The organism is Flavobacterium zepuense, from assembly GCF_007097145.1.
GTDB classification, from domain to species: Bacteria; Bacteroidota; Bacteroidia; order Flavobacteriales; family Flavobacteriaceae; genus Flavobacterium; species Flavobacterium zepuense.
The window spans coordinates 429,771-453,205 of the sequence record NZ_VJVZ01000002.1 but is presented as its reverse complement, the minus strand read 5'-3'; the positions used below and the strand labels follow the sequence as shown (position 1 = coordinate 453,205).

The 23,435-nt window shown below is 42.8% G+C and carries 17 protein-coding genes and 1 tRNA gene; 5 read left to right on the top strand and 13 right to left on the bottom strand.

The features are described from left to right. Window positions 1–46: 46 nt before the first annotated feature. The 3 genes from FMM05_RS04835 (at window position 47) to FMM05_RS04825 (ending at window position 2,337) form a co-directional block, all read left to right on the top strand. The gene (locus FMM05_RS04835; protein WP_143372203.1) at window positions 47–1,180 is read left to right on the top strand and encodes a 1-acyl-sn-glycerol-3-phosphate acyltransferase; all 1,134 of its coding nucleotides are present in this window, start codon (window positions 47–49) and stop codon (window positions 1,178–1,180) included. Further along, window positions 1,173–2,201, top strand: coding sequence for an asparaginase (locus FMM05_RS04830; RefSeq protein ID WP_143372202.1), 1,029 nt, complete (start codon window positions 1,173–1,175; stop codon window positions 2,199–2,201). The genes FMM05_RS04835 and FMM05_RS04830 overlap by 8 nt, the downstream gene beginning before the upstream one ends. A gap of 48 nt (window positions 2,202–2,249) precedes the next feature. After that, window positions 2,250–2,337: transfer RNA gene (locus FMM05_RS04825), tRNA-Ser, on the top strand. Window positions 2,338–2,497: 160 nt separating this feature from the next. Here FMM05_RS04825 and FMM05_RS04820 read toward each other — a convergent pair. Then, window positions 2,498–2,878, bottom strand: a complete 381-nt coding sequence (locus tag FMM05_RS04820) for a DoxX family protein (RefSeq protein WP_143372201.1) — start codon at window positions 2,876–2,878, stop codon at window positions 2,498–2,500. A gap of 17 nt (window positions 2,879–2,895) precedes the next feature. Then, entirely contained in the window at window positions 2,896–3,639 is a 744-nt protein-coding gene (locus tag FMM05_RS04815) for an SDR family oxidoreductase (protein ID WP_143372200.1), read from the bottom strand. A 94-nt stretch (window positions 3,640–3,733) separates the two neighbouring features. On the opposite strand from FMM05_RS04815, the gene FMM05_RS04810 reads away from it, so the two are divergent. Continuing rightward, the gene (locus FMM05_RS04810) at window positions 3,734–4,081 is read left to right on the top strand and encodes a winged helix-turn-helix transcriptional regulator (protein WP_143372199.1); all 348 of its coding nucleotides are present in this window, start codon (window positions 3,734–3,736) and stop codon (window positions 4,079–4,081) included. A gap of 211 nt (window positions 4,082–4,292) precedes the next feature. Here the strand turns inward: FMM05_RS04810 and FMM05_RS04805 are convergent, their stop codons facing one another. The 3 genes from FMM05_RS04805 to FMM05_RS04795 all read right to left on the bottom strand — a co-directional run bounded on the left by FMM05_RS04805 (window position 4,293) and on the right by FMM05_RS04795 (window position 6,166). Further along, window positions 4,293–5,258: a zinc-dependent alcohol dehydrogenase family protein gene (locus FMM05_RS04805; protein ID WP_143372198.1), complete on the bottom strand. Its 966-nt coding sequence runs from the start codon at window positions 5,256–5,258 to the stop codon at window positions 4,293–4,295. A gap of 49 nt (window positions 5,259–5,307) precedes the next feature. Next, window positions 5,308–5,613, bottom strand: coding sequence for an ArsR/SmtB family transcription factor (locus tag FMM05_RS04800; protein WP_143372197.1), 306 nt, complete (start codon window positions 5,611–5,613; stop codon window positions 5,308–5,310). A gap of 121 nt (window positions 5,614–5,734) precedes the next feature. Next, on the bottom strand, window positions 5,735–6,166 hold the full coding sequence (locus FMM05_RS04795) for a nuclear transport factor 2 family protein (RefSeq protein WP_143372196.1): 432 nt from the start codon (window positions 6,164–6,166) through the stop codon (window positions 5,735–5,737). Between the two features lie 129 nt (window positions 6,167–6,295). Here FMM05_RS04795 and FMM05_RS04790 point away from each other — a divergent pair, with 129 nt between their 5' ends. Beyond that, window positions 6,296–6,667, top strand: coding sequence for a winged helix-turn-helix transcriptional regulator (locus tag FMM05_RS04790; protein WP_143372195.1), 372 nt, complete (start codon window positions 6,296–6,298; stop codon window positions 6,665–6,667). Window positions 6,668–6,838: 171 nt separating this feature from the next. On the opposite strand, the gene FMM05_RS04785 is transcribed toward FMM05_RS04790, so the two are convergent. From FMM05_RS04785 to FMM05_RS04750, 8 genes are all read right to left on the bottom strand, one after another. Beyond that, window positions 6,839–9,703: a TIM-barrel domain-containing protein gene (locus FMM05_RS04785; protein WP_143372194.1), complete on the bottom strand. Its 2,865-nt coding sequence runs from the start codon at window positions 9,701–9,703 to the stop codon at window positions 6,839–6,841. 165 nt (window positions 9,704–9,868) lie between these two features. Next, window positions 9,869–11,356 (bottom strand): alpha-L-fucosidase, encoded by a 1,488-nt coding sequence (locus FMM05_RS04780; protein WP_143372193.1) that lies wholly within the window; start codon window positions 11,354–11,356, stop codon window positions 9,869–9,871. Between the two features lie 132 nt (window positions 11,357–11,488). Continuing rightward, window positions 11,489–13,735 (bottom strand): glycoside hydrolase family 3 C-terminal domain-containing protein, encoded by a 2,247-nt coding sequence (locus FMM05_RS04775; RefSeq protein ID WP_185965503.1) that lies wholly within the window; start codon window positions 13,733–13,735, stop codon window positions 11,489–11,491. A gap of 12 nt (window positions 13,736–13,747) precedes the next feature. Beyond that, entirely contained in the window at window positions 13,748–15,907 is a 2,160-nt protein-coding gene (locus tag FMM05_RS04770; RefSeq protein ID WP_143372192.1) for a glycoside hydrolase family 3 C-terminal domain-containing protein, read from the bottom strand. Window positions 15,908–16,008: 101 nt separating this feature from the next. After that, complete coding sequence (locus tag FMM05_RS04765; RefSeq protein ID WP_143372191.1) at window positions 16,009–18,408, bottom strand: glycoside hydrolase family 31 protein; 2,400 nt, start codon at window positions 18,406–18,408, stop codon at window positions 16,009–16,011. Window positions 18,409–18,449: 41 nt separating this feature from the next. Continuing rightward, window positions 18,450–20,936, bottom strand: a complete 2,487-nt coding sequence (locus FMM05_RS04760; protein WP_143372190.1) for a glycoside hydrolase family 2 TIM barrel-domain containing protein — start codon at window positions 20,934–20,936, stop codon at window positions 18,450–18,452. Window positions 20,937–20,990: 54 nt separating this feature from the next. Continuing rightward, on the bottom strand, window positions 20,991–21,842 hold the full coding sequence (locus FMM05_RS04755; RefSeq protein WP_143372189.1) for a hypothetical protein: 852 nt from the start codon (window positions 21,840–21,842) through the stop codon (window positions 20,991–20,993). A gap of 20 nt (window positions 21,843–21,862) precedes the next feature. Next, window positions 21,863–23,431 (bottom strand): RagB/SusD family nutrient uptake outer membrane protein, encoded by a 1,569-nt coding sequence (locus FMM05_RS04750; RefSeq protein WP_143372188.1) that lies wholly within the window; start codon window positions 23,429–23,431, stop codon window positions 21,863–21,865. Between the last annotated feature and the right edge of the window lie 4 nt (window positions 23,432–23,435).

Here is a 23,435-nt window from a genome sequence, read left to right as displayed (position 1 = left end):
ATAAATTTTTGTTCATTTGCAGATAGTTTAAACCTTAATTAAGTACATGTCGAAATTTGATCATATCAGGCCTTTTTATGACAGCGAAGTAAATGAGGCCCTACGTAGTGTAGTACACCACCCTATGATGAAAGCGCTCATGAGCTTTACTTTTCCCGACGTTAAAGAAGAGGTTTGGGCAGAACAGCTCACCAAAACTCATTCTAAACGCGATTTCCAGGCTAATTTTATATACAACGCAGTACAAAAAGTACTCGAAAAAAGCTCTGAAGGCTTAACAACCTCCGGCTTTGAAAAGCTGGATAAGCACGCTCCTTACCTTTACATATCCAACCATAGGGATATTATCTTAGATACCTCGTTGCTTAATGTTTGTTTGTTAGATCATGGCCTTATCATGACGGCTTCGGCCATTGGCGATAACCTGGTGCAAAAAACATTTTTGCACGTACTCTCAAGGCTTAACCGCAACTTTGTTGTACAGCGCGGGCTTTCGCCACGCGAACTGCTGCAAAGCTCTAAGTTAATGAGCGAATACATTTGCCAATTGCTTACGCGAGAGAACCGCTCGGTTTGGATAGCCCAGCGCGAAGGCCGTACTAAAGATGGAAATGATAGTACACAGCAGGGCGTTTTAAAAATGCTTGCCATGGCATCAGACGAGCAAAACCTTATGGATTTCTTTAAAAAGGTTAAGATCGTACCGGTTTCCATTTCGTATGAATATGATCCTACCGATGCACTTAAAATGCCACAGCTTTTAGCCCAGGCTAAAGCCGAAGTGTATGTAAAAGAAAAGAATGAAGACTTTAATACCCTGCTTAGCGGCATTATGGGTCAAAAGAAAAGGATACACATACACGTAGGAGATGTACTGGACACCGAGCTTGATGCTATTACGGCCACTAACGAGAACGTAAACAAGCAAATACAGGCATTGGCACAGGTTATAGACGATTCTATACTCTCTACCTACAAGCTTTGGCCTACCAATTACATTGCATACGATCTTGTACACAATACTACCCGTTTTGCCGATAAGTATACCGAAAAGGAAAAACAGGTGTTTGAAAGGCGCCTTGAAATGCGTATAGATATTGAAAATAAGATATTGCGCGATGGTTTCCTTGCCATGTATGCTAACCCGGTAGTTAATAAAATGAAGTACCAGGATGCCTAAGCCCAATATCCTGCTTATATATACCGGTGGTACCATAGGCATGGTTAAGAATTTTGAGACCGGTGCGCTAAAGGTATTCAACTTTAAAAAACTCCTGCAAAACATACCCGAGCTTAAGCAGCTGGACTGCGATATACAAACGGTATCTTTTGACAGCCCCATAGATTCCTCTAACATGGAGCCTGGCAAATGGGTTAAGATTGCCTTGTTAATTCAGGAAAACTACAATAATTATGATGGTTTTGTAATACTGCACGGCAGCGATACCATGTCATATTCGGCATCGGCGTTAAGCTTTATGCTGCAAAACTTAAACAAGCCGGTGGTTTTTACGGGCTCTCAGCTACCTATAGGCGATTTACGTACCGATGCTAAAGAAAACCTTATAACGGCCATACAGATAGCCTCATTGCGCCACGAAGGCCAGCCTGTAGTACGCGAAGTATGCCTGTATTTTGAATACAAGCTGTACCGAGGTAACCGCACCACAAAAATCAGCGCCGAACATTTTAATGCCTTTACATCGCCCAACTATCCTGCCCTGGCAGAAAGCGGCGTACACCTTAAGATCAACAAAGAATATCTTCTTCAAAAAGAAAATAACCAGGAACTACAGGTAGGCTTAAAGTTTGAAGACGATGTAGCTATTGTAAAAATGTTTCCGGGCCTAAATGTGCAGGTGCTTCAGGCTATTGTAAACATCCCGGGCCTTAAAGGTATTGTACTGGAAACCTACGGTGCCGGCAATGCCCCATCCGAAGACTGGTTCATTAACATACTGCAAAATGCTATAAATGGCGGACTGCAAGTGGTTAATGTAACCCAATGCTCAGGAGGGCGTGTAAACATGGGCCATTATGAAACCAGTACCCTGCTTAAAGAAATAGGCGTTATTAGTGGCGCCGACATTACTACCGAGGCTGCCATTACCAAGATGATGTACCTGCTGGGGCAGGGCATTCCGCATACAGATTTTAAGCACCAGTTTGAAACCGCACTGCGCGGCGAATTATCGGAATAATTTTAAATATCCGTTTTTTAATTCTATTTTTGCAGCCGAATAAAACATAGAGGGGTGGCCGAGTGGTCTAAGGCGCACGCCTGGAAAGCGTGTATACTCCAAAAGGGTATCGAGGGTTCGAATCCCTTCCCCTCTGCAAAGCAAAAAATGCTCCCATTCGGGAGCATTTTATATATCACTGCTGCCAGAATCTTCAGTTCTCCTTTAGCTGTATAACAAATAACCTTTATGCAGGTGTTTCCAACCGCAGCACAGCATTCTCTCAAATGCCGGTTAAACATAATCACACGGTATGCTTATTTTGATATCTTAGATACAGATAATCTCTGCGTGAGCTCTGGGAAACGTATTACGGCCGCAATCCATATAGCAGCCTCAAAGAACATCGGAAATAAAATATTATGCTGATGCTGTAAATGAGTAGCAATGGCACCACCTAAATAAGATGATAGTAATAGCATGCCCAGGATTCCTGTCCTTGTATACAGGAACAATATAACTGATAGAATCTCGATTATTCCTAATATGGAATACACTGTTGAAGATAATCCGAAGGATGCACCCATTTTTAAGGCATGTTCACTTCCTATGATTTTGTCAATAGCAGATGCACCAAGCATTAGACAGATCAGGGCACTTAATACCCAGCCAGTGATAGTTTTAGTTTTTGTATTCATGTTTAATTTGTTTTAAATTATAAAGCCATACCTCCGTCAATAAAAAATTCCGCTCCGGTAATAAAAGAGGAAACCGTATTGTCTGATAAGTATGCCACCATTTTTGCCACATCTTCTGGCGCACCCATTTTGGCGAGAGGTACCTGGCTAATCATCTTGCTTTTCATGCCTTTTAATGTGGCTTCATCCATACCGAACTTGCTCTGCATTTCCGTTTCTGTCGGACCCGGATTAACTGTATTAACCCTGATTTTTCGTGAAGAAAGTTCTTTCGCTGCGATTTTTGCCAAGTGGCTGACTGCAGATTTGGTGGCAGAGTAAACCGAACTGTTTTCCATAGCAAGTGCTGTATTTCCCGAGGTTAAAAAGATGACAGAAGCCCCATCATTTAAAATAGGAATGAATTTTTGAAGTGTAAAAAAACTTCCTTTAAAATTCACATTAATCATCGTATCAAACTGCTCTTCTGAGGTATATGCAATGGGAGCAAAAGAGGCCACACCTGCATTAATAAACAAAATATCAACCTTTCCTAAAGAGGATTGTATTTCAGCTACCAGCTCATCGATATGTTTTAAATTTGCCTGATCAGTAATTTTCGCTTTTACGCCAAGCTCTATTGATGCTTTATCCAAAGCATCCTGTCTTTTCCCTGTTATTAATACCTTTGCGCCCTGTAACTTAAACTCTTTTGCGGTAGCATAACCAATGCCACTATTTCCGCCGGTAATTATTACAACCATGTCTTTAAATTTTTCCATTTCCATTTATTTTAGTTAAAGTACAAAGGTGGGTAGTTAATACGGTATATTTGTAATCAATTACCAAAAGGTAAGTAGTTACAAATAGGATACTATGAAAAATAAATCATCAGGTGTGGCGTGCGAAAACGTACATTCTGCAATACAGGATACGCTATATGTAGTAAATGGGAAGTGGAAATTGCTGATTCTTTCGATATTAGTAAATGAGGGCACCAAGCGTTTTGGCGAGTTGTCAAGAGCATCGGGAATTTCGCCGCGAATATTATCAAAGGAGTTGCATGAGCTGGAAATGAATCAACTTGTAAACAGAAAGGTATGTGATACAAAACCGGTTACTGTAGAGTACTCTTCAACAGAATATGCCGGGACGCTTAAAGAAGTTATTGATGCTATGATTCGCTGGGGTGAAAACCACAGAAAGAAAATTACGGCACAATAGCAGAAAAGATAGCCGCTACAAATTGTGAAATAAATTTTTAAAATTCTAAATTCAGTAAATCACTTATTTAATGGTTTTAAAACATAAAAAGAGGTGTAAGGTGTTAGACTAGAGTTCCTTTCTCCTTTGCAACAAAAAATGCTCCTGATAAGGAGCATTTTTTATTTTGAGGCGTGACTAAGCGAAGATTACTAATAAGCATTTTCGGGATTTAGTCAATCCTTATTCCAATTTTACCATAAAAATCTTTATCGCCGGCTTTGGTTTCTAATAAACTATGCGCTTTGCCTATCTCTTCCAAGGTAAAGACCTTATTTAAAATTGGCTTCAGCTTATTGTTTTCAACCAACTTGGTTAACTCATCCATTTTATTCCTGTTCTGTCGGGTAAAGACAAAATGATAGGTGGCATTTTTTCCCCATGCCTCAATAAGATTTTGTGGTTTGTCAATATCAACAATGGTAACTACCTGCCCCAACTGGCTGAGTATCTTGCCGCTATCCGAGAGAGTATTCCCCCCAAGGGTATCAATTATAACATCAACTCCTTTATTATCAGTCAGCTGCTGAATGGCTGTGATGTAATTTTCATTTTCGTAGTCAATCACATAATCGGCACCTAATTCGAGAAGAAATTTATGGTGCACTTTTCGTGCTGTAGTATAAACCGTTGCGCCCATAGCCTTTGCAATTTGGATAGTAGGTATACCTACACCACCCGCGCCACCGTGAATAAGGATAGACTGGTTAATCTTCAGCTTCGCCCTTGTAACCAGCATTTCATAGGCTGTACCTGCTGCCAGCGGAAGCGTAGCAGCCTCCAGATGGCTAAAGTTCTTTGGTTTCAGGCCAATGATAGACTCGTGTGCACAATGGTACTGAGCATAACTTCCGTATCCCTTAAAGATCTCTGGGGTGTAATACACTTCGTCGCCAATTTTAAAGTTCTCTACCCCTACGCCGAGTTCGACTATCTCTCCCGATACGTCATGGCCTGTGATGACAGGCAACTCCAATTCGTTTTTATAATCTCCGCGGCGTACCTGGTAGTCTAAAGGATTTACAGATGTTGCATAAACCCGCACTAACACTTCCTTGAATCCGGGTTTAGGGGTTGGAATTTCTGCAATTTCGAAATTTTCAACAGGACCAAATTGTTTTAATATTGCTGCTTTCATTTTTGTTTAGTTAATTAGGTAAATACCTAAATTATATAATAAATTTTTTTTATAGTACATCTTTTATGTGCATTGCCAAATCCTGAAGCAATTGCTCATTCCTTTTGTAGTAGGTCCACTGGCCTCTTCGGGTGGCAATCAAAATTTTAGCTGATGACATTGTTTTTAAATAATCCGAAACGGTAGGGATAGACATCTCTGCTTTTTTAGCAATATCAGATACACATACACCTAATTGTGGTGTATCCTCACTAAGTTCCTCTTCAGGAAAATGGGCATAAGGGTCTTTTAACCATTTAAGTATATTTAAACGTGTCTCGTTTGATAATGACTTGATTATATCTAATATTTCCATAGCACAAATTTAGGTAATTACCTAAATACCTACAACCGAAATTTATTTTTTAACACTTATTTAAATAACTAAAAACCTGCAAAGTACCTATTGCAGGTTTTTTATAATAGCCTGAATGTACTTAATTATTAATTGGCCTTGCCTCTACAATTATAAAATGGCCGATACGCTGTGCAATTAACCATTTGTTGTTCAGAAATATATAAGTGTCGTCATATCTCACACTATAATCGGTAATAATGTCTTTTCCCTCGTGCTCCCGTATCATTTTTATTGTAGAGAAAGAGGTGCCCGTTGCACTGTCTCCACTTATTTTTACATTGTGCTGGCCATTTAGGGTAAAATACGTTTTTACCGCGCTTGCATGCCCATTAAATTCTTTCTGTAAATTATCAGTACCTTTAATGTCTGCCACTACAATGCCATTCATGTAAACTGTATATACCGCATCGGGTGTAAATAAGGACATTTGTTCTGAGATCTTTTTCTCATCACCTAATAATGCATAAGCATCTACTAATTCTCTCAACGTTTCTTTAGTTCTTAATTTCAAGTGTCATAATTTTTAATTTTTTAATGGTTACTATAAACACAATGTTTATATCATTCGAAATTATGTTATATTTGATTACAATTTATTAGTTGTTACTTAAAGGTTACTAACTAATATAATGCGAGTAGTATGAAAGATATGTCAGAGCATGAGGTAAATAAAGAATTTACCGATGAATGCACTAAGGTGCTTACCGCGGTTAGCGATGCACTTTACGTAATTGGAGGGAAGTGGAAACTGATGATAATTATTGCAATGGCGCGGGGTAACAATCGTTTTAGCGAGTTGCAAAGGCAGGTTAAAGGTATTTCTGCACGAGTACTATCCAGTGAATTAAAAGAACTGGAGATGAACGGTTTTATAATAAAGAAAGTAGCTGTGGGATATCCTGTAACTATTGAGTATGAGCTATTACCCTATAGCCACACACTCGAAGAGCTTGTAAGTGCCATGACCCGATGGGGTATTCAGCACAGGGAAAAGATTAAAACCGAACGTTAGTAATTAATAAAGATCCAAACGGATAATCATTATGATTATCCGTTTGGATCTTATAGAAATCTTATTTTATTACGCAACTTCCTAACGGAACCAAAGCCCTATCCTTAAGGCTCAAAAATCATTTAGTAGTGATAGTTGTAGCCCCGATACTTCGATAGGGCTAAATTAAAATTACTTAAGTGTAATTGTTTGTTTTTGCCCATTATAGTTTACGGTTTGCCCTTCGGCATCATAAGTAAATGCTTTAGGTTTGTCTTTGCTAACGGTTACAATAGTAAATGTGCGGTTTTTAATCATGCCCGTAAATTCGCCTTTACGCTCGCCAATGGTTAATGTGTTATTGGCATTGTTATAAGTAAAAGCAATGTTAGAATATTTACCTGTTTCGTAGTTGTAGTTATTATCTTCATCCTCATACAGTGTAAAGCTGCCGTCTTTGCCTTTGTAAACGTACAACACTATTTTGTCGGCAGGTTTTTCATTACTGTATTGCATTTCCGGCCCTACAGGAATAATTGCGCCTTCGCGGATGAATAACGGAATATGCTCGTAAGGGGCATCCACACTTAGTTGCTGGCCACCGCTTATATATTTTCCTGTGTAAAAATCGAACCAGTTAGAACCGGCAGGGAAATACACATTACGCTTGCGTGCCTCATAGCTATAAACCGGGCATACCATAAAGGCAGGGCCAAACATAAACTGGTCGCTTATGTTCTCGGTTTTGCTATCAGCTGCAAAGTCCATAAATAACGGACGCATTATAGTATAATTATTAAAATAGGTCATACCGGCCATAGTATATATGTAAGGCATTAACCTGTATCTTAAGTTAGTATAATATAAGATAGATTTGTAAGCAGGGTGCGTATCAGGTGCTATGTTCCACGGCTCACGGTAAGGAAACTGCCCGTGTGCCCTGTATAACGGTGCAAAGGCACCAAACTGGAACCAACGCGTGTTTAGCTCCCTCCACTCTTTATAATCGCTGTTTTCTTTGCCATCTTTATCATAAGCCTGTTGTCCGCTCACGTACCTATCTTCTACACAAAAGCCACCAATATCCATTGTCCAGTAAGGGATACCACTTACTGCAAAGTTAAGTCCGGCAGATATTTGTGCCTTCATATCCTCCCAACGGGTAGCGATGTCGCCACTCCATGTTGCCGTGCTGTAGCGCTGTAATCCTGCAAAGCCCGAACGGGTTAACAGGAACACCCTTTTGTTAGGTTCAACACTACGCTGGCCATTATAAATAGCTTCGGCATTCATCAACGCATAGGTATTAAAAAACTCTGTAGACGATCCTAATGCCGTAGGGCCACACAGTGCTTTACGGTATTCCATATCAGTACAATCAAGTACGTTAGGCTCGCTGGCATCCATCCACCAGGCATCAATGCCCAGCGGGTATAAATTGTCATAGATCTGTTTCCAGAATAATTTACGTGCCCCGCCCGAATATGCGTCATAAAAAGAGCCTACATAGCCCGGGCCTACCCAGTCGCGAACATTATCTTTAATGGCCTGCTGATACATCCAGCCTTTGGTGTCAAACTCTTTAAAATGCTCGGTGGTTTTATAGAATTTCGGCCAAACCGAGATCATCATTTTAGCGTTTAATGCATGAATATCATCTACCATACCTTTAGGGTCAGGGAAACGTTTTGCATCAAACTCATGGCTTCCCCATGCATCCTCTTCCCAGTAATTCCAGTCAAGTACTATATTATCTATAGGGAATTTTCGTTTCCTGAATTCTTTTAAATTACCTACTATCTCATCCTGGGTTTTGTAGCGCTCGCGGCTTTGCCAGTAACCCATAGCCCATTTAGGCATAACCTGAGATTTACCGGTTAGCGTTCGGTAGCCTTTAATAACCTCGTCGGCATTATCGCCATAAACAAAGTAATAATCCAGTTTTTTGCTCATTTCGCTCCACCATACCTGGTTGTTTTTTTCGTCAACCGGCTGAGGTGCAAGTGCGCGCAAACCACAATAAGATGTACCGCCGTCAGGACGCCACTCTATACGCAAAGGCACGCGCTTACCGGCCTGTAATGGTAATGAGAATTTATAACTGTTAGGATTCCAGGCTGTCCTCCAGCGTTCTGCAACTACTAATTTGTTGTCTAAAAATACTTTTACATAACCTGCATAGTACAGGGTAAATTTATAATCGCCGCTTTCAGGTGCTTCAATTTCACCCTCGTAGGTTACATTGGCATTCTTTAAAGGAAAGTTTTGTGGCAGGTTCTTAATACTCTTAATATCTTCAAAAAAGATAGATTCTTCTTTGCGCTCAATGTTTTTAACATCTTTAACATTAGAGATATACGTGCCTGTTAAAGACCCAGCATTGCCTTTTTTATCATACAGTTTAAAAAGGGTGTTTAGCTGCTTGTAAGGGCGGCTATCGCCAAAACGGCTTAAAGAATAGCTGTCCCACAGTACTCCGTAATTTTTGTTTGATACAATAAACGGTACCGAAACTTTAGTATTGTATTGAAATAGCTCTTCGCTTTTACCTTTGTAGTTAAACTCATCTGCCTGGTGCTGGCCCAAACCGTGAAAAGCCTCATCTGCCGGGGAGTTAAATATTTGCCTTACCGAATAGCCATTGGTGCCCTCTACCTCTATTGGGGTAAATGTTTTACCGCCGCCTTGTTTTTCGGCTAAAATAACCTTGCCGTTCTTATCCTTAAAGTTAACACCACCGTCTTTTCTGGATATCATAACTCTTAAACGTGAGGTAGATACCATTACCGAGTCGGCAACGTCTTTAACCGTAAACGGCGTTGTCTTTATTCCGGGAACTATTATTAAGCTGGAATCTTTAGGGAATTCATTTTGGGGAGTGGCCGATATATGTACAAGCTCATCACGTAACACCTGCACACGAACTTTTTTAACATCGTTAGTACCGCTGCTGTTAATGTTTACAACAACACCATCATCGGTTTTTAGATATTGTGTAGATGAACAGCCTGCCATTACCAGTCCTACTAACAGGAGATTCAGTTTTTTTGGTATCATTTTCTATTAATTAATGTGCTGTAAATGTGTCTTTTATTAGAATATAATTATTACAGCGTATTTATAACTAAGCTATGAGCCTTTTAAAATCAGGGCGCAATTTACAAATTCAAAAGCAATAAAGTCAAAATGACTATAAGTTTATTGTGATCTTTTTGGTAAAGATTATTCTGTCTCTATTTTTACAACAAAAGCTTTATCGTCTACTTTTTGGGCAGGGGTTGTAAAATGCAATCCGGCATCGTCAAGGTGATATTTTATAACTTCAGCCGACCCTAAAACCCTTAAATTTTTCACTTTCGGAATCTGGTTTAGCGTTTTACCACTAAAAGATTCCAACAGCATCTCAGTATTGCTCCCCGGCCATCCTAAAACTATGGCATAGATAGTTTTGCCTTTGCGGGTGTAACGAACATCTTTAGCGCCATAAGTAACCTTATCTACAAACATGCCGCCTTTTTCCTGTTTTGCAGGGCCTTCGCCAAATACATTCCAGGTGCGCGATGCATAAATAGCCTCTCCGTTAGTGTTTAGCCAGCTACCAATTTCTAACAGGATGTCCTGTTGGTTTTGTGGTACGGTACCATCTGCCTTAGGCGATACGTTAAGCATTAGTGCGCCGTTCTTGCTTACAATATCGGCCAGCAGGTCAATAATATCATCAGCGGTCTTTAACCCCAGGTCGTTGGTGTAACTCCAGCTGCCAACCGATACCGTTTCATCGGTAAGCCAAAAATCCTGCGTAATGGCGTTATTACGGCCCTTCTCAAAATCTTCAACGCTTACGGTTTTAGGGAGTTCACCTTCTTTATGGGTAACAACCACCTGCTGCTTTGTGGCAACCGAGTGGTTAAAGTAATGCGCCAAAAACTCCTGCTTGTACTTTTCAGGGATCTTGGTCATTTTACTGTCAAAGTAAATAAGGTCGGGTGAGTAATTGTCTATAAGTTCACCCAGTTCGCCCAGCCAGTTCTTGTAAAATTGCTCCGGCGGTATATTGCCGTACATGATACTCAACAACGGATCGTTAGACGACGTTGCCATATTAGGGTTATACGGGAAATACGAAATATCGTCGCCCCACTTATCGGGGTTATCCTTATTAATTTGCAGGTTACGGTCTTTATGAAACGACGTTACCAGCTTTAACCCACGGCCATGAATGGCTTTAGAGAGTTCGCCCACCAAATCGCGGTGCGGACCCATAGCCATACTGTTCCACGGGTTAATTTTGCTGTCCCAGTTGCTCCAGCCGTCGTGGTGCTCTGCCACTACGCCGCCAAATTTAGCGCCCGCTTTTACAAACAGGTCGGCCCAGGCATTGGCATCAAAATTCTCGGCCTTAAACATGGGCACAAAATCATGGTAGCCAAATTTATTAAGAGGCCCATATGTTGCCACCTGGTGCTTGTTCTCGTCAGACCCTATAATGTGCATGTTGCGTGGGTACCAGTCGTTAGCATACGCCGGAACCGATAGCACACCCCAGTGTGCATAAATGCCAAACTTGGCATCCTTAAACCACTCAGCGGTTTCATCATATTGTGCTAACGATTCCCACGTGGGTTCATAATGGCGTTGCGCGGGTACATCTTTATGCGATGCACAACCGGTTAAAGCCAGTGCGGACAGTAGTAATATGTTTTTTTTCATAGTTTTACCTCACCCCGGCCCCTCTCCGAAGGAGAGGGGAGCAGACAGTGATTAAACATTAATATATTGATTAGTTTTCACTACTACATAGTGTAGCTGGTCCCTCTCCTTCGGAGAGGGGTTGGGGTGAGGTTACTTTATAGTAACCGTAACTTCCTGTGTAATATTTCTTGACGAATTACCCAGTTTAAAGGTATACGTGCCCGGCTCTACTGTCCATTTTTTGGCAGCAACATCGTAGTAAGCAAGTTCTTTAACAGGAACAGTAATGGTAACCGTTTCGGTACTTCCGGCTTTAACCGATACTTTATTGAAACCTTTAAGCTCTTTAGCTGCACGGGTAACTTTAGAATCTGCTTTAGCAGAATACAACTGTACTACCTCTTTACCATTGGCCTTACCGGTGTTTTTAACATCAACTGTAATTTTGATGGTATCTTCTGTACCGTATGATTTTTTATCGGCTTTAACCCCTGAAAGTTCAAATTTAGTATATGATAAGCCATAACCAAAAGGGTAAAGCGGTTCAACATTTTTAGTATCAAACCAACGGTAGCCTACAAGTAAGCCTTCTTTATATTCGGCAGTGGCACCACCAGGAAAACTATTGGTAGCATGGGCAGGAGAATCGGCTATTTTTTTAGGCATTGTCCACGGCAGTTTACCCGATGGGTTTACTTTACCAAGAAGGATGTCTGCCAGGGCGTTACCACCTTCAGATCCGTTATACCAGCTCCAAACAATGGTTGAATTTTCTTTTTCTACCGTGTTGATATCAAACGGTGCACCGGCAACAAAAACAACAATGGTTTTAGGGTTTGCGGCTTTAACGGCAGCAATAAGTTTTTCCTGTCCAAAAGGCAGGCTAAGGTCCATACGGTCTGATGCTTCTGTTTCGTAATTACGGTTAGAACCTACAAACAATATGGCGATATCTGATTTTTTAGCCGCAGCAACTGCATCGGCAACCATTTTAGGGTCAAGCTCATTTACGGTTTCTTTAGCTTCCTGGGTAACTTCGCCAAACTTCATTTCCTTTTTAGGTTTGAATTCGGTTTTGTAACCTTCGGCATAGTTTATAGTTACCGATTTTGGCAATTTAGCCGTAAGTGCTTCTAACGGAGTAACCTCACGTTTGGTTTTTACACCCGCGCCAAAACCACCCTGTGAGTGTTTTGCAGTGGCATTAGCACCAATAACGGCAATGCTTTTAAGCGCATCTGCTTTTAATGGAAGCAGGTTCTCATTGTTCTTAAGCAATACAACCGATTCTGATGCAATGTTGTAAGCGTCTTTAAAATGCGCATCGGTACTAATGCTGCCTTTTACGCGGTCTTTAGCGGTACCCATTGCTTTAATATTATAAAGCATTTTTAAGATCCTTTTTACGTGCTTGTCTACTTCGGCTTCGGTAACGGTACCGGCTTTTACAGCGGCAAGAAGCGGTTTTGCAAAGTAAAATTCGTCAAAAGACGGTTTGTTGGTACCCATTTCAAGGTCAGATCCTGCCTCAAGCGCTTTTTTGGTGCTGTGTATCGCATCCCAATCCGATATCACGATACCTTTAAAGCCCCACTCACCCCTAAGAATATCCTGAAGCATGTATTTATTTTCGCAAAGGTAATCGCCCCTGAATTTGTTGTAAGCGCCCATTACACTATATGCTTTGGCTTTAGTTACCGCAGCTTCAAAAGCAGGCAGGTAAATTTCGCGTAGCGTACGTTCATCTATAAGTACATCCACCGTACCACGGTTGGTTTCCTGGTTGTTAGCGGCATAATGCTTAATACATGCAGCAACATTTTGGTCCTGTACACCTACAACGTAAGGTACAATAAGGGTTTTGTTAAGGAACGGGTCTTCGGTCATGTACTCATAAGTACGGCCGCCAAGTGGGGTACGGATGATATTGAATGCCGGTGCCAGTAATACATCTTTACCACGGGCACGGGCTTCTTCGCCTATCGATTTTCCAAAGGTGCTTGCCATCTCCGGGTTCCATGTAGCCGAAAGGCCTGCACCGGCAGGATAGTAGGTGGCAAAGTCATCGGTACGGCCTGCGGGAGCCCAGCTCATACGCTCAATTTCTTCACGAACACCCAGTGGGCCGTCGGCCATATGCACTTCCGGTATGCCCAGGCGCTCTACACCTTCGTTAGTGAACATGCTATAGCCGTGCAGCATGCCTATTTTCTCTTCAAGGGTCATTTTGCTAACAATCCCATCAATCTCTTTATCAAACTCATCACTCATTTCCTTACCTTCATAAACAGCGGTTTCGCCATTTTTTGCGGTGTCATTCGTAGTAGTTTCGTCTTTGCATGCAGTAGCCAGCAGTATCATGGCAATAGCCGAAAGGCTTACAATTTTATTCTTCATAAATATTTTGGGTTAATTTATATTAATGTTCTTCTTCAGGATAATGGCATCCGATGCACCACCGGCCTGTAATTCTATAGTTCCTTGTTCTAATTCAAATTTTTGAGTTTTGGTGTTCCAGTACTCCAGGTCTTTGGCACGTAAAGTTAGGGCAATCGTTTTAGTTTCGCCTGCTTTTAAGGCCACCCTTTTAAATGCCTTAAGTTCTTTTACGGGGCGCTCTATTGCAGAGTTAAGATGCTTAACGTATAGCTGAACCACCTCTTCGCCATCGCGGCTGCCGGTATTGGTTACGGTTACATTTACGGTCAGGTTGCCATTTTTAGATAACGATGGCTTATCTATATCTAAACTCTTATACACAAATGTAGTATAACTTAGGCCATAGCCAAAAGCATACAACGGCTTGCCTTTAAAATACATGTAGGTACGGCCGTTACGAATGTTGTAATCCAGGAAAGGGGGCAGGTCTGTAATATCGCTTACCCACGTTTGGGTAAGCCTGCCTGCGGGGTTGTAGTCGCCAAACAATACATTAGCCAGTGCAGTACCGGTTTCCTGGCTGTTTTGTGCCATGTGAACTATTGCCGGTACATTTTGCTGTGTCCAGTTTATAGCATACGGAAAGCTGCTTATCAAAACCGCGACCGTATTGGGGTTGGCCTGGTAGACGACTTTAATTAAATCTTCGTGCTCTAACGTAATCGACTGTCGGTCTACCGCCTCTTTACCGTTGCTTGGCACGGGACAGTCGGCCCAGCCGGCGTTGCACCACGGGTGGTTGCCCACCAGTACAATAACCAGGTCGGCCTCTTTAGCCAGTTTGGCGGCTTTGCCATCGGTATTGCTAAGAGCGTAGGTAATCTCTATAGTTTCGCCTGCTTTGGCCTTAATACCCGCAAGTGGGGTAATAGTGTAGGGTGGGGTACCGCTATACCAGTCCAGCAAAACTTCGTCTGCCCGTGGGCCGATTACCGCAATGCGTTTAACCTTGGTACGGTCTATAGGTAGCAGGTTTTTGGCGGGGTCGTTCTTTAAAAGCACGACCGATTTCTCCGTTGCCTCTAACGCCAGTTTTTTATGCGCGTCAGATAACCACGGGTCAACAGCATCTTTAGCGGTGCCAATAGCCGCGTAGGGGTTGCCTTCGGCAGGGTCTAACATGCCCAGCTTTATCATGATGCGATAATCGCCACGCAGTACATCATCAATGTCTTTTTCTTTAAGGTAGCCGTTGGCTACTGCACCATAAACACCATCGGCATAATCATCTAAAAACTGGTTGATGCCCGCTTTAACCGCTGCGGCAGCGCCCAGGTATTTATCGGCATAATATTTATGATCCGATAACAATAGCCCAAAAGCGCCGCCATCGGTACAGATGATACCGTTCTGGCCCCATTCTTTTACCGTTATATCTTTAAGCATAGGGTGTACCATTGCCGGTATGCCATTAACTTTATTGTACGCCGCCATATAGGCGCGGCTTCCACCTTCTGTAATGCCCATCCTGAATGGCACCGAATAATATTCCCTCCACAAGCGCTCATCAAAATCAGATGATGTGTAGGTACGGCCATCTTCGTTACTGTTGGCTAAAAAGTGTTTCATTAAAGCTGCCGTTTGCCAATAAGTAGGGTTATTACCCTGAAGCCCTTTTACAAACGCTACCGTAAGTGTGCCGTTAAAAAAGGCATCTTCGCCATAGCTTTCTTCGGTACGGCCCCAGCGGGGGTCGCGCGCTAAATCAGCATTTGGGGCACGCACTACTAATGCGCCACGGTTGTAATGCTGAAGTGCATAGCGCGTCTCTATAGCCTCTGCATTAGCTACTTTTTGAAGCATATCAACATCCCACATTTCACCCAGGCCATACGCCTGCGGAAAGGTGGTTGTAGGTACGGGCTCTTTATCTTTGCCGCCCCATTTTGCAGGGCCGCCAAGCGCCAGGCCATGAAGCCCCTCTACATGGCCGGTGCCTTTAACGCCTAAGCGCGGTACCGATGGGTTGGTGCTCAATGCCGCAATTTTTTCATCGAGCGTCATGAGCGAAAGCAGGTTATCAATACGCTTTTCAATATCCAGCTTAGGATTTTGGAAAGGGTATTTTTGCTGCGCTTCCGCAGGCAACGCCATTAATGCTAATAGTATATACAGTGCAAATTTGCCCATACAATTGTTTTATTTAATTATGAAGGTTCATTATAAAACCGGGACTCTGGAAGTCAAAACAAAGCCCCGGTTTCTCTAAGCAACTAACCCAAATAATTAACTTATTTTATCCATTGTGTTGTAAATGTTGTCTTTGTACCTAGCGGGTTCTGGCTTAACTCAAAGGCAGTACCTTTTTTAGATGTTGTTACCGTTTGTACGGTATCGCCGCCCGGTAAAAATACCTTTCCGGTTGCTGTTGCAGTGCCTTCGGTGGCATATACTTTTAGGATAAGCTTGCTCCAGTTCATATCCTGTGTTGATTGTGCCAGTTGTATGTGCGGAATAACCGCACCGTTTTTAACTAACACTACAATAGGTATGTCGCCTGCCTTTATTTTGTACCATCCGCCATCGTATACTTTTTTGGTCTGATAGTCTATCCATTGCCCCGGTGGCAGGTAAACGTCCCTTTCTGTAACTTCTTCCAGCAGTGGTGCAACCAATAGATCCGACCCAAAAAGGTATTGGTTATCTATTAACCACGACCCAGGATCGTTAGGGAACTCTACAAACAGTGCACGAAGCATTGGCAGCCCTTTTTCCGAACTTTCTTTAGCTTGTGCATAGATATATGGCATAAGTTCATAACGCATATTATCCGCATTCCTGAAGCCTTTTAAGAAGTCTTCACTGTACAGCCAGGGTTCCCTTGGGGGCTCGCCGTGGCTGCGCACATGCGATGTTAACATGCCAAACGGCGCCCACCTGCGGTATAAATTTTCCGGCGACTTAGTAACGAAACCACCTAAGTCGTGGCTCCAGAAACTAAACCCTGATAACCCTAACGATAAGCCACCACGAAGCGTAGCCGCTATAGCGCCGTTATTGGTCTCGGCATCACCGCCCCAATGTAACGGGTAACGCTGGCTACCGGCCCAGGTACTGCGCGCCCAGATAAGGGTATAGCCTTTTTCTTTCTGCGTAATTTCTGCCACCGCCTTGTTGTAACGCAACGGGTACAGGTTATGCTCGTAAAAACCGGTACGGCCGGAATGGTAAAGGCCATCTACGGGTGCGGCTTCACCAAAGTCGACTTTAAACACGCCAACACCCTGATCAAACAAATGCTTAAGTTTTGCCTGGTACCATTTTACGGTTGCAGGGTTACTAAAATCCAATACGGCATCCTCATAAGGCAGGTTGCCTTTTTTGTCTTTTACGGCAAGCCCCTGGCTTACAATTTCGTTAAACAGGGTATTTTTTGGTGTAAAGTACGGCAGCTGCCAAAGGCATACATTAAAACCGTCTTTTTTCATGTCGGACATCATTTTAACGGGGTCGTCAAAGCGTTTAGAGGCAAACTCGTAATTGTTTCTCCAGTCTACATCAAACCAACCGGTATCAAAGTGGATAACATCACTTGGTATTTTGTTTTTCCTAAGGTTTTTAGCTACTTCGCGGCCTTCTTTTTCTGAGAAATACGTAATACGGCTCATCCATAAACCGAACGACCATAGCGGCGGCATCGATGCCTTACCGGTCAGGTCGGTATACTCATCCAATATATCTTTCGGCTCACCGATGAAGATAAACAAGTCGGCAACATCGTCGCCCAGCATCATTTTATTGGCAGTGGTGTAGTACTTACCAAAATCGACCGTAATAGGTGCGGAGGTATGCATAAACACACCATAACCGCGGCTGCTCATGTAAAACGGAATAGGTTTGTACATGGTTTCGTTCTGTACGCCGTTGGCATCATCGGTATACAAAATTACCTTTTGCCCACGCTTATTAAAGTTGGTAAACGATTCCCCGCAGCCAAATATTTTTTCGTCTGGCTCGAGGCTAAACACCGGTGCCATACTTGTGCTATAATCGCTGTTGCGGCGCACGTAAGCAAACGGCAGGGTAGGTGTATAGGTGTTTTGTAAATCGGCGTCGTGCAGGGTAGATGTTAGCAGTTTACCGGCAGCATCATACACTTTTACATGCCAGGGTTTGGCGATTATCTCTACCTTACCATATTTACTGGTATAAGTGTGGCCTGTTGCTGTCTTGCTATATTTCCAGCTTTCCGGGTGGTTGGGAGCAGTACCGTTAACCAGCATAAGCGATTCTTCCGGCTGGTTAAACTGTGGCCTCGAACTCATTTTTATCCTTACGGTACGGTCGCTCACAAACTGGATGGCAAAAGGCTGAACGGGTGCAACCTCATATTCCGTAGTAGGAAACTCGTTTGGCTCCGCTACATACGGCTTCATCTCAATATTATTGAAAGCCTGGCGCGTTTTGTAATTAAACCTTACATATTTAACCGTCCCTTTTCCGGTACCAGGGTCAAACGAGGCAAGCTCATCGGCAAAATAAAAGGTGTTGAGGTAATTTTCAAAATCTTTGCTCACATCTATAGGAGCATTAAGTACATCTGCATTTTGTACCTGTGCCGTAGCGACACTACTAAAAAGCAGCAGGGCTGGCAGCGCCAAAAGACATTTTAAACTATTATTTTTATTCATGTTTACTACTGTTGGTTTGGTTATTTATTGGTAAACAGGTATTATTTTTTGGTTGTGATGCTAACCGTAGATTCTTTTAAGCCTTTAGCACTGGCAGTTAATTCAAGATTGTCGGCTTTATCACCGGCCTGAACTATTACAAGGCATTTGCCGCTAAGGGCTGTATGCTTGTTGCCTTTATACGATTCATGGCTAACCGGGTCGCCACTGCAAACACCAACAATTTTACCGTTGCCCTTAAGGCTAAAAGTAATTTCGTTGTTGGCTGTTGCGGCAAATACACCGTTAGCATCGGTAATGTCTACAGTAATATAGCTTAGGTCGGTGCCATCTGCGTTGATGGTTGCCCTGTCGGCAGTTGCTTTTAGGGCAGCAGGGGCACCGGCAGTTTTGATTTCTTTTTCTAAAACAGTTTTTCCGTTTTTACGTGAAACAGCTTTTAGTGTACCCGGCTGGTAAGGTACCCTCCACATAATATGCAGGTCATCGCCTTGTTTACTCTTTTTGCCTAACGATTTTCCGTTAAGATAAAGCTCTACTTCATCGGCATTGTTGTAATACGCCCACACATCTACATCCTGGCCTGCCTTCCAGTTCCAGTGCGGTAAAATGTGCAGTACGTCTTTGGTAGTCCACTCACTTTGGTACATGTAGTAAACATCTTTAGGGAAGCCCGCAAGGTCTACAATACCAAAATACGAACTTACCGATGGCCACTCATATGGTGTAGGCTCACCTATATAATCAAAGCCCGTCCAAACAAACATGCCTGCAAGGTAATCGTGCTTTTTAATGACTTTCCAGGTGGTTTCGTGGGTAGAACCCCACGGTGCCTGAACCTGGTCGTAAGCCGAAACGGTATTGCCCGGGTTGCCATCATGAAAAGGGATATCCCAACGCTTAGGCCACATTTTTATAGTATCTGATTTTGTATCATAATAACCACGTGTGGCTAAGGCCGATGTAGTCTCTGTAGCTATAAAAGGTGTGTTAGGAAAGTTAACCTTATGCTTTTCATACGTTTGGTGCGCATAGTTGTACCCTATGATATCTAAAGCGCCCGATCCTGCCAATGCATTAGGCTTATCGGCGGTTTCATGAAACTGGATATTGGCTTCGGTAGGGTTTACCGCAATAGGTGGGTTCATGGCAGCCGTTACAGGGCGTGTAGGGTCTATAGCCTTAACAATAGCGGATAGCTCTTTGCCAATAGCAGCACCTTTCTCGTTCCATTGTTCCGGTATTTCGTTACCAATGCTCCACATAAACACACTTGGGTGGTTACGGTCCCTGAACAATTGGTCTTTAAGATCTGTTACATGCCATTTATCCCAGTCGTTACTGTAATCAAAAGGATTTTTTTGCTGTTTCCACATATCATAAGCTTCATCCATAACAATAAAGCCCATTTTGTCGCAAAGGTCTAAAAGCTCCGGTGCGGGAGGGTTGTGCGATGTACGGATACCATTAACGCCCATATCTTTCATTATCTGAAGCTCGCGCTCCATAGCACGGGTGTTAAATGCCGAGCCCAGCGGCCCAAGGTCGTGGTGCAGGCAAACGCCTTTTATCTTAATCTGTTTGCCGTTAAGGATAAAACCTTTGTTAAGGTCGAAAGTAAACGTCCTGATGCCAAAAGGTGTCGCATAAGTGTCTAAAACCTCGTCGTCGGTTTTCACTTCGGTAACAGCCGTATACAGTTCAGGGTGCTCTATATCCCATAAAACAGGGTTCTCTACTGTAGCTTCCTGTTGCAAGGTTTGTTCAGCATTTGCCGATAGCTTGACCTCTTTAGATACCTCTGTAATTTTACTGTCATCTTTAAAGATGGTAGTGGTAATGGTTGCTGCTTTCTCTGCAGCATATTCGTTTTTAAGTATTGTTTGCAGTTTAATGGTTGCTTTGCCGTTAGCAACAACGGGGGTGGTTATATAAGTACCATCGTGCGTTACATGAACTTTACCGGTGGTTTCCATCCATACGTTACGGTAAATCCCTGATCCGGAATACCAACGTGAGTTAGGCTGTTTAGAATTGTCTGCCTTTACAATTATTTCGTTTTGTTTATCGCCGTAGTTAAGGTAAGGGGTTAGGTTATACCTAAAGCCTATGTAACCGTTAGGGCGTTTGCCAAGATAATGGCCGTTAATCCAAACCTGGCTGTTGCGGTATACACCGTCAAACACAACCGAGGTAATTTTTGTACTGTCTTCTGCCTTTACAGTAAATGTTTTTTTATACCAGCCAAGGCCACCCGTAAGCGATCCTCCGCCATAACCGGCAGGGCTTTTTTCATCAAATGCGCCTTCTATGCTCCAGTCGTGCGGCAGGTTAAGCCCGCGCCATTGGGTAGAAGCCGTAATAGTATCCTTATCTGCTGGGGTATTTAAATGGAATTTCCAACCGGTGTTGAAAGCCATTTTTCTGTCAGATAACGTTTTACTATCGGTGCTGCTGCAAGCTGCTATAGTTAATAGCCCCAGTGCGGCAATGGTTTTAGTAATTGTATTGGTGTAGGTTTTAATCATTGGTTTGGTTTAAAAAAAGCCGGTAAATGCTTTAAGCACTTACCGGCAATTAAGCTATTCTTTTGGTTTAAAATGATAAACGATCTGGCATGGCCCATCATTCGGGTTCCTTGCCTGGTCGCGCACTACCGAAAGGCGAAGCGAAGTAGGTGTTAGTTCAACAACCTTAAGGCTTGACCAGTTGCTTACATCCGGATAGTAATCGCCACCAAACAGCATTTCTGCGCCATTAAACATCATAGAATGCGATGCAATATCGTAGCTGAAGTTTCCTGTTTTTGTAGTTTGATCGTCTGTTATAAGTGCGGTTTGCGTAACGCTTACATTATAACCACCATCAAGGTTAAAAGTCATTTCGCCCCAGTCTTTATTAGGCATTACCCATTCGTTGCCTGCATAATCAGGAAACCAGTTCCAATAATCATCGCCGTTAGGGTTGTATGGGTAATCAAAACCTGCCCATCCTATAGGGCCAGACATATCTAATACCCATGTTTTGCCTGCAACACCGTTAGTTAGGTTACTCCACTCCGGAGCGCTAAAATATTCTGAATCATTGCTTGCAATGATTAGCGTTTTAGATGCTGCCTGCACAGCGCCACCACGGGTATAGGCTGTAAAATCTACAGTATAGGTACCCGCAAAAGGGAACACTGTATTTACCGTGTTTTGGTTAGAGTGACCTAACTCATTACCTGCAGCATCTTTATAGCTCCAGTACGGGATAACATCCGGCGTAGAGTTGGTCATGGTAACATCATTACCAACGTTTGTTACTGAAATGTTTATTTCAGAAGGGTCAAGGTTTGTTGCCGGAAGGTCTTCGCGGTCTTCCACCGGCTCGCAGGAAAATAATAATCCTAATGCCATTACGGCAGCAAGCGCTTTAGTTAACATCTGTTTCATAATCAATCAATTTTTAGTTTTTATTGCCAACCTGGATTTTGTTGTATTGCACCATTTGAAAGGAGAATCTGAGATTGTGGTAACGGTAACCAACCCTCTGTTTGAGTCCTGAAGTTTATTGTAAACTCGCCACCCATATCCGTAGCTTCTATAGCTGATTGTACAGTATTCATGTCCTGCCTTATAAGGTCAAACCACCTGTCGCCCTCAAGGGCAAGCTCCAGCCTGCGCTCATTTAATATGTTTGTATAAGTAGCCGGTACACTGTGCGATGTGTCGCCATAAGCACGTGCACGTACCCTGTCAAGACAGGTTTGTGCAAACCCTGCGTTACTGTCAAGGTTAAGTTCTGCGGCTAAAAGCAATACATCGGCAAAACGGATAAGGTTTATGTCTTCGTAGTTATCAATCTGGAAATCGCCGGTAAAAGCACCATCTACTATACGCGTGCCTTTTTTCCAGCCATAGCCTGTATACTGGCGCTGGCCACGTGTCACAGGGTCAAAGTCAAGATCTTCGCCTACATAGTCTATTATTGTAGCATCCCTGCGCGTGTCGCCCGGAGCATACGCATTATAAAGCGAAGGCGTTACAGGCGCACCGCCCCATCCCTGGCCATAAATGTCAAGATCGCCACCACGTGTAGAAATATTCACTGCAAAACGGTTACCTTCATGAAGGTCCCAGTTTGCATTACCCGAACTATTAAGGCGTATAGCCAATACCACTTCGGTATTTCCTTCGCCTGCATAGGTTACACCTTCTGATACCGATGAAGCCAGCCAAAGGCTTGCAAAATTATCTACAAGGTTATGGCCACTGTTGTTTACGGCATCGTTAATATAAGTTACAGCTTCTGCTTTGGTTACCACACCTGCAAGGTCTGCCTTGTTATAATAATCAGTATAAAAAATAAATGCTTTGGCAAGAAATGCCTCTGCAGCCCATTTTGTTATACGGCCATAATCAGCGTTACCCGGTGTAGAATAATTTGTGGTGCCAAGGTTATCTGCAGCAAATTTTAAATCGTTTGCGATAAGGGCATAGGTAACTTCCGGTTCGGCGCGTGGCAACTCAAACTCGTCGGCAGTAATACTGTGATCTAACGGAACGATCTTGCCAAATACCCTTGCCAGCTGAAAATGATAGTACGCCCTTAAAAAACGCGCTTCGGCCTCATACTGTGCACGAAGTGCCTCCTGGCCGCCCCACTCAACATTGTCAAGATTTTCTAAAAGTATGTTGGCACGATATATACCTATATAGTTGTTTTGCCATATAGCGGCATTCATTTCTTTATCGGTAACAAATTCAAAGCGGTCGCGCTCTACATCAACATTACTATCAGCAGTACCAAACCCTCCATAAGCGTCATCAGATGCCATTTCGGTATTCATAAGCCAGGTGCCATAGCCTTCACGCTGTAGTATGTCGTACACCGCTACAAGACCTTTAAAGGCATCTTGCGGTGTTTTATAAAAGTTCTCTTCTACCACAGTGGTATAAGGAGAATTGGTTACAAATTCATCCGAGCATGCGCTTAGCGACAATAAGGATGAAAGTAAAATAACTTTAGATATATTTTTCATTTCA